The organism is Candidatus Nitrotoga sp. BS, assembly GCF_927797785.1.
GTDB lineage: Bacteria > Pseudomonadota > Gammaproteobacteria > Burkholderiales > Gallionellaceae > Nitrotoga.
In genome coordinates this window covers 19941-27828 of sequence record NZ_CAKMLL010000079.1, presented here as the reverse complement: position 1 = coordinate 27828, position 7888 = coordinate 19941, and the positions used below count along the sequence as shown (strand labels likewise).

Annotated in this window: 5 protein-coding genes and 2 pseudogenes; 4 read left to right on the top strand and 3 right to left on the bottom strand. The window is 49.9% G+C overall.

Annotation, left to right across the window (positions count from 1 at the left end):
• Window positions 1-72 precede the first annotated feature (72 nt).
• Together MJ769_RS10565 and MJ769_RS10560 are read left to right on the top strand one after the other, a co-directional pair.
• Window positions 73-552 carry a glycine zipper 2TM domain-containing protein gene (locus tag MJ769_RS10565; protein WP_239237090.1) on the top strand — a complete coding sequence of 160 codons (480 nt, stop codon included), beginning with the start codon at window positions 73-75 and terminating at the stop codon, window positions 550-552.
• 305 nt (window positions 553-857) lie between these two features.
• Window positions 858-1055: pseudogene (locus MJ769_RS10560) on the top strand (transposase); the annotation flags it as partial.
• Here MJ769_RS10560 and MJ769_RS10555 read toward each other — a convergent pair.
• The gene (locus MJ769_RS10555; RefSeq protein ID WP_256445717.1) at window positions 967-1344 is read right to left on the bottom strand and encodes a sensor histidine kinase; all 378 of its coding nucleotides are present in this window, start codon (window positions 1342-1344) and stop codon (window positions 967-969) included. The pseudogene MJ769_RS10560 and the gene MJ769_RS10555 sit on opposite strands and share 89 nt — an antisense overlap.
• Here MJ769_RS10555 and MJ769_RS10550 point away from each other — a divergent pair.
• Window positions 1308-1715, top strand: a pseudogene (locus MJ769_RS10550) (transposase); the annotation flags it as partial. The gene MJ769_RS10555 and the pseudogene MJ769_RS10550 overlap by 37 nt on opposite strands.
• A 181-nt stretch (window positions 1716-1896) precedes the next feature.
• Here the strand turns inward: MJ769_RS10550 and MJ769_RS10545 are convergent.
• A complete protein-coding gene (locus MJ769_RS10545) occupies window positions 1897-2043 on the bottom strand; it encodes a hypothetical protein (RefSeq protein ID WP_239237086.1) in 147 nt (48 codons plus the stop codon).
• Window positions 2044-2052: 9 nt separating this feature from the next.
• On the opposite strand from MJ769_RS10545, the gene dnaE reads away from it, so the two are divergent.
• Window positions 2053-5523, top strand: a complete 3471-nt coding sequence (gene dnaE, locus MJ769_RS10540) for a DNA polymerase III subunit alpha (RefSeq protein ID WP_239237085.1) — start codon at window positions 2053-2055, stop codon at window positions 5521-5523.
• 112 nt (window positions 5524-5635) lie between these two features.
• Here dnaE and metG read toward each other — a convergent pair whose 3' ends face one another.
• The gene (gene metG, locus MJ769_RS10535) at window positions 5636-7828 is read right to left on the bottom strand and encodes a methionine--tRNA ligase (protein ID WP_239237077.1); all 2193 of its coding nucleotides are present in this window, start codon (window positions 7826-7828) and stop codon (window positions 5636-5638) included.
• Window positions 7829-7888 lie beyond the last annotated feature (60 nt).

The window sequence follows — 7888 nt, the reverse complement described above, 5'->3', positions numbered from 1 at the left end:
CATCTCGCCCCATCATTCTGTTAGAAAAAGTTGCACTTCGTTGTTGAATCCGCGCTTGCTTAGGAGTAATAAATGAAATCAATGCAAATTATTTTAGTAAGCACTATGACCGCTACGATGTTATTGGGAGGCTGTGCTAATAGTAGCAATCCTGCCGCACCGACCAATACATCTCCAGGGCCATCCACCTCATCACCATCTTCCAATTTAATTGGCTATGGCGTGGTTGAAGATATAGAAACCATTAAAATTTCCGATGATAGCAATAATATTACTGGAACCGTAGTTGGCGGAGTGGTGGGTGGTCTGTTGGGACACCAAGTTGGTAGCGGAAGAGGCCAAACCGCAGCTACAGTTGCTGGAGCGGTCGGAGGTGCGATGGCCGGTCGTGAAATTCAAAAGCGTTCACAAGCCGCAAGTCGAGAGGAATACCGTGTCCGTGTTCGGTTGAGTAACGATATTATTCACACAGTTACTCAAAGCAGTGTTAGCGATATAAAAATTGGTGATCGAGTGCGCGTGGATAATAATCGCGTGTCACGCGCTGATTAATAATGCTATGTGTGCGAGCTCCAATAAATAGCTAATGGGTGCCTCTAAAAATTCAATTTTCTAGACAAGACAAGGCGCGAGTAAAAAATTTTAGCGCGGCATATAGTTGATATGTAAGCGATAATTTATTTCGAATACCGCAGTATTGTGACGAAAATTTGATTTTTAGAGGTGCCCTAATAATATTCATAACTATGCCATTTACATTTTCATATTTAATTACATAGCAAAAGAAGGAAAGCATGCCATTTGTGTAGCGAGACTGTGGCACTACCCAGCAACACACCGCTCAGAAAACTGCCTAGCGCAAGGTATTTCTGATTCTAGATAACTTGCGAGTCCACCATACCAAACTGGCTAAGGCATGCCTCGCGAGGCATCAGGATGAGATTGAAGTGTTTAATCTGCCAAGTTTCAGCCCTGAGTTGAATCCAGATAAAATGCTGGGTGCCGATCTCCAACAGGCAGTGACGACCAAGACACCTGCGCGAAAAAAGGGGCAACACCGAACTCTTGTCCGAGACGATTGAACGGCTGAAATAACTGCGCCATCTCCTCTGGAGGCAGTCCAATACCTCTGTCTTTGATGCTGATGCGTATGCGTTCCAGAGTGCAGGTACATTTCACCTCGACCGTTCCATGTTCGCGGTTGTACTTGATTGCATTGGAAAGCAGGTTGATCAAAGCCTGCTTTACTCGAATTCGCTCTGTACTAACAATCCAGGTCTTGTCGAATGTGGCCAGATCATCGATGCTACAAGGTGATCCGCAAGATCGAGACCGGCACAGCAAGCACCCATGACAGCCAGCACTTTGCCGCCGTACTGGACCCGGCCAACGCCTGCCGGGAAGTCTAAGCCGATAAGGGCTATCCGAGTGCTGCGCGGGAAGCACAATTGAAAGTAGCGGGATACCGCAACCACATCCAGCGTAAGGGTGCGCGCAACCATCCCCTTTCGGTACGGCAGGAAAAGCGGAACAAGCGCATTGCCAAAACCCGTGCCCGAGTCGAGCACATCTTTGCCGGCATTGAACAGATGGGCGGCAAACTGATTCGCACTATCGGTCAGGCACGGGCGAATCTTGCCATGACCATGATGGCGGCCAGCTACAACCTCAAGCATCTGGTTTATCTTAAGCGGGCTGAAATTGAGGCTTTCTGACGTTCTCAATAATCCGAATTGCTTAAAAAATGAACGATTCTAGGTAAAAAATAGGGTGGAACTGCGCAACAATATGCAGTCCATCAGGAGATATCTGAACCGGGTTTGCTCGCGTTCATAAAGTTCAGGCCGGAAAATTTGAAAGCTATGGTTTTAAGAGGTGCCCTTACGTAAATTAGCTTCATGATTCCAGAGTTACTGGCAACCCCCCATTCTTACCTTGGCAACCATTTTTCTCCGGCACATTTTTCTGAGCTATATCAATAGGTAGAAATTTTTTAATTTCTCGTTCTGGTGCCGATGGTAAAATTTCATCCGTAATCGTCATTTCGCCACCATGCCCCAACCCTCTTTCATTCATCTGCGCCTGCACAGCGAATACTCCATTGCCGATGGCATTGTGCGCATTCCCGAAGCGATTGCCGCCGCCAAGCAGGACGTCATGCCCGCGTTGGCGCTTACTGATCTCAATAATGTGTTCGGTCTGATCAAGTTCTATCGGGCAGCGCGCACTGCCGGCATCAAGCCCATCATTGGCTGTGATGTTTTTATCAGCAACCCGGTCGAATGTGACAAGCCTTCCCGTTTACTATTGTTATGTCAGTGTAATGTGGGCTACCTGCGCTTGTGTGGTTTGGTGACACGCGCCTATCTGGAAAGGCAAAGCAGTGGTCGCATCGAGATACATAAACAATGGTTGCGCGAAGGAACAGAGGGGCTGCTCGCATTATCCGGCGCGCATCTCGGTGAGGTCGGCACGGCGCTGCTAAATGGCAATCAGGCAACGGCACGCCAGCTTGCGCTTGGTTGGGCGGAGATGTTCCCTGGTCGATACTATCTGGAGGTGCAGCGCACCGGCATGGCGCGTGAAGAGCACCATGTGCGTGAAACGATCAAACTGGCTGCCGAGCTGGCTTTACCGGTGGTAGCCACACATCCGATTCAGTTTCTAAGCCAGGACGATTATAAAGCGCACGAGGCGCGCGTGTGCATCGCCGAAGGGTATGTGCTGAACGATAAACGGCGCGCACGTCAGTTTACCCCGCAGCAGTATTTCAAAACACAAGCCGAGATGGTGACACTTTTCGCCGATTTTCCTGAAGCCTTGCAAAACAGCATTGAGATCGCCAAGCGTTGTAATCTGACCTTGCAGCTGGGTAAGGCCTATTTGCCGGATTTTCCCACCCCAAACGGCGAAAGTCTGGATGATTTTATACGGTCGGAATCCGAACACGGTTTGCATCAGCGCATGCTGCAGTTGTATCCGGATGAAACTGCGCGTGCCGCGAATATGCAGGAATACACTGCGCGCCTGGTGTTCGAGATTGAAACCATTATTAAAATGGGTTTCTCCGGTTATTTTTTGATCGTGGCCGATTTCATTCGCTGGGCCAAACTCAATGGCGTGCCGGTCGGCCCCGGCCGCGGCTCTGGTGCAGGTTCGCTGGTGGCTTACAGTCTCGGCATCACTGACCTGGACCCGTTGCGCTACGCCCTGTTGTTTGAACGCTTCCTGAATCCTGAGCGCGTATCCATGCCCGATTTCGATATCGATTTCTGCCAGGATGGGCGCGAGCGCGTCATTGACTATGTGAAGCAAAAATACGGTGCGGCGAGTGTGTCGCAGATTGCCACCTTCGGCACCATGGCGTCCAAAGCGGTGATCCGCGATGTCGGCCGTGTGCTGGATTTTCCTTACGGCCTGTGTGATCGCTTGTCCAAGCTTGTTCCACTGGAAGGCGTTAAACCGGTGTCGCTTAAAAAAGCACGTGAGCTGGAGCCGGAATTCAACGCAATCATCAGCAGCGAAGAAGGCGTGGAAGAGCTGCTTGAACTGGGCGCACGGCTGGAGGATTTAACGCGCAATGTCGGCATGCATGCGGGCGGGGTGCTGATCGCACCGGGCAAGCTGACCGACTTTTGTCCGCTTTATTATGCCGAGGGCAGCGACAAGGGTATCAGTCAGTTTGATAAAGATGATGTGGAACATATCGGCTTGGTTAAATTCGACTTTTTGGGACTGCGCACGCTCACCATCATTGATTGGGCTGTTAAATATATAAACCAGATGCCGACAGGACTAGGCTTCTCCATAGAAAATCTTCCTTTGGAGGACAAGCCAACTTTCGCACTGCTCAAGGCTGCCAACACCACTGCGATCTTTCAGCTTGAATCGCCTGGTATGAAAAAGCTGATTGTAAAGCTGCAACCGGACACCTTTGAAGACATCGTGGCACTGGTTGCGTTATATCGCCCAGGTCCTCTCGAATCAGGCATGGTAGAGGACTTCATCAACCGCAAGCATGGCCGTTCCAAGGCTGACTATTTTCATCCCGAACTTGAAGTTTCGCTCAAGCCAACTTACGGTGTGATCGTGTACCAAGAGCAAGTGATGCAGATCGCGCAGATCATCGGTGGTTATTCGCTGGGCGCGGCAGACTTGTTGCGCCGCGCCATGGGGAAAAAAAATGCCGAAGAGATGGCATTGCAACGCAGCATCTTCGTGGACGGCGCCGAGGCGCGCGCTATCAACAAGCGGCTAGCGGAGCAACTGTTCGACCTGATGGAGAAGTTCGCTGGGTACGGCTTTAACAAATCGCATTCTGCAGCCTATGCGCTGGTGTCTTATCAGACCGCCTATCTCAAGGCGCATTACCCGGCGGCATTTATGGCTGCCACGCTATCCTCGGATATGGATAACACAGACAAAGTGCATATTTTCTATCTCGATACCGTGGCACAGGGGATATGCGTTTTGCCGCCGGATATTAACTCGTCTGTAAACCGCTTTATGCCGGTGGACGAAAAGACGATTGCGTATGGATTAGAAGCCATTAAGGGTACGGGCAAAGCTGCGATAGATGGCATTGAAGATGCCCGTAAACTCGGCGGCCCATTCCGCGATCTGTTTGATTTTTGCCATCGCGTGGATAAGCGCGTAGTGAACCGTCGTGCCACTGAAGCGCTGATCCGCAGTGGCGCATTCGATACGATTTTGGATCATCGCCATCAATTGCTGGCATCACTTGAGGTCGCGTTGAGTAGTGCGGAGCAGCAAGCACGGTCAGTCAATCAAAATAGCCTATTCGAGGACGATGCAAGTGCGGCGATGCCGGTGCAAATGAAAGATGTCCCGCGCTGGACGCTGCGCGAGCAATTGCAACACGAAAAAACCAGCTTGGGCTTTTATCTCAGCGGTCATCCCTATCAAGAATATGCCAGCGAACTGGAAAATTTCGTCAAGACGCGCTTGGCCGATATCACACCGCAAGCACTGCCACAAAATGGCAACAACAAGCGCGGGGGAATGCCGGTGGTATTGGCCGGCATAGTATCGGCTTTGCGAATACAGCAGACGCGACGCGGGCGCATGGCGATTGTCACACTGGACGACGGTAGTGCACAGTTGGAAATGATGGTATTCAACGAAGTATTCGAAGCCAATCGCCCGTGGATCCGTGAAGATGAATTGCTGGTGGTGCGCGGGAAAGCCAGTCTAGACGAGTATTCCGGCAATATGCGCGTCAATGGAGAAGAGTTATTTGATTTCGCCTCAGCGCGCTCCACGTTCGCTAAGCGCCTGGAACTTAGTATTTCGTCTGACGCACGCATTAGCGTGACGCAGTTAAAAAAAGTGCTCGAGCCATATCGAGAGGGCAAATGCATGGCTGTAATCTGCTACCGCAATACCAGCGGGAGCGCACACTTAAAGCTGGGCGAGTCTTGGTGCGTCACGCTACACAATGATCTAATGAACGGATTAAAGAAACTGCTGGGCGAACAGAATATTAATATTGCTTATAAATAAGCAATATTACACCTCTAAAATCCTGCTTGATGCATCATAAATACGGCTGTACATGGACACCGCACAGGATGGATTTGGGGGCGAAAAGATTCAGCCAACTTCTTAGAGCGTACTACTTAACTCTCATGCCAGGTTGTGCGCCATCGTCCGGACTGAGGATGAATAAACCGGGCGCATCGCCGGAAGCCGCCAGCACCATGCCTTCCGACAAACCGAATTTCATCTTGCGTGGCGCCAGGTTGGCGACCATCACCGTCATACGCCCTTTGAGTTTTTCCGGATCGTAGGCGGATTTGATGCCTGCAAACACGGTACGCGATTTTTCCTCGCCGATATCCAGTGTTAGTTTCAACAGTTTATCCGCCCCTTCCACATGCTCGGCGTTGACGATTTTAGCCACGCGAAGGTCGACCTTGCTGAAGTCGTCGATGCTGATGGTTTCGGCAATGGGCGCAATGGCGTGCTGCTGCGATTCGGCATGACGAACTTGTGAATGAGAATCTGCGGTAGGAGCGAGTGTTTCTTTGTTGGCTTCGATCATGGTATCTATTTGTTTTTGGTCAACACGGATCATCAGATGTTGATATGGATTAATAGTATGCCCACCAGGCAAGGTTTGAAGCGCATCACTCCATTGTAATGGGGGGACATTCAAGAAACTCTCTACTTGAACAGCAAGCTTGGGCAATACGGGTTTCAGGTAAATGGTAAGGATGCGGACTAGGTTGATACTCAAAGAGCAAGCGAAATGAAGCTTTTCGGCTTGAATGCCTAACTTTGATAACTCCCAAGGCTTTTCCTCGCTGACGTATTTATTGGCGACGTCAGCCAATCGCATAATGAGTCGTGAAGCTTTGGCAAAGTCTCTGTTTTCGTAAATAATTTTAAGATCATGTGATGCAAGTTGAAACTCGTGAAGTAATTCACGGGAATTATTGATTAGGTGATCTTCGTAACTGGCATCTAATTTATTTACGCTCTGTGGATTTATATCTGCTCTATCTGTTTCTTCATTGGACAGCGCTATTACGGATTGACCGAAAATGGGATGGACGGATTCAGGCATTTCCATCAATTCCCCATCAAATTGCTTGGTAATAAATCCTGCTGTACGGCTCGCAATATTGACGTACTTGCCAATCAGGTCACTGTTCACCTTCGCCACAAAATCTTCAAAATTCAAGTCGAGGTCTTCCATCGTGCCATTGAGTTTCGCTGCAAAATAGTAGCGCAGGTATTCCGGATTGAGCCCCTGCTTGATGTAGCTATCTGCGGTGATGAAGGTGCCGCGCGACTTGGACATCTTCTCACCGTTCACGGTAAGGAAGCCGTGCGCGAACAATCTAGTCGGTGTGCGGAACCCAGCATTTTCAAGCATGGCGGGCCAGAACAGCGCATGAAAATATAAAATATCTTTGCCTATAAAATGGTAAAGCTCGGCATCGGAGCCTGGCTTCCAGTAATCATCAAAGTTAATGCCATCTTTCTCGCATAGTTGTTTGAAGCTGCCCATATAGCCGACAGGTGCATCCAGCCACACGTAAAAATATTTGCCCGGCGCGTCGGGTATCTCAAAGCCAAAGTAAGGCGCATCGCGGGAAATATCCCAGTCCGACAGTTTGTTTTCATCCCCGCTGCCTAGCCACTCCTGCATTTTGTTGGCGGCTTCGGGTTGCAGCGTACCTTTGGTCGTCCAGTCGCGCAGGAATTCCTGACAGCGCAGGTCGGACAGTTTGAAGAAATAATGATCCGAGTCGCGCAACTCTGGCTTGGCGCCGGATACGGCAGAATAGGGATTTTTCACTTCTGTCGGCGCATAGGCCGCGCCGCAGACTTCGCAGTTATCGCCGTATTGATCCTTCGCGCCGCACTTGGGACATTCGCCCTTGATGAAACGGTCCGGCAGGAACATCTGCTTGATCGGGTCATAAAACTGTTCGATAGAGCGTTTTTCGATCAGCCCAGCGTTTCGGAGATTTTTGTAGATAGTTTCGGAGAAATGTTTTGTCTCGACAGAATGGGTCGAGCCATAATTGTCGAACTCGACATGAAATCCGTCGAAGTCTGCCTTGTGTTCATGCCACACACGATCTATCAATTTTTCCGGGGTGATACCTTCCTTTTCGGCGCGCAGCATTACAGGCGTGCCGTGAGTATCGTCGGCACAGACGTAATAACAGATGTTGCCCAGCATCTTCTGAAAGCGCACCCATATATCGGACTGAATGTATTCAACCAGATGGCCGAGATGGATGCTGCCGTTGGCGTAAGGCAGTGCGGAGGTAACCAGAATCTTGCGCGACATAAATGGAAAATCCCTTTTAAAGAGCCGTAATTGTAGCAAAATCGGACTATAGGCGTGATG

Bases quoted from the DNA above. Each gene is read 5' to 3' on its own strand.
- MJ769_RS10565 (WP_239237090.1), top strand. From the start codon at position 73: ATGAAATCAATGCAAATTATTTTAGTAAGCACTATGACCGCTACGATG.
- MJ769_RS10545 (WP_239237086.1), bottom strand. From the start codon at position 2,043: ATGACGATTACGGATGAAATTTTACCATCGGCACCAGAACGAGAAATT.
- dnaE (WP_239237085.1), top strand. From the start codon at position 2,053: ATGCCCCAACCCTCTTTCATTCATCTGCGCCTGCACAGCGAATACTCC.
- metG (WP_239237077.1), bottom strand. From the start codon at position 7,828: ATGTCGCGCAAGATTCTGGTTACCTCCGCACTGCCTTACGCCAACGGC.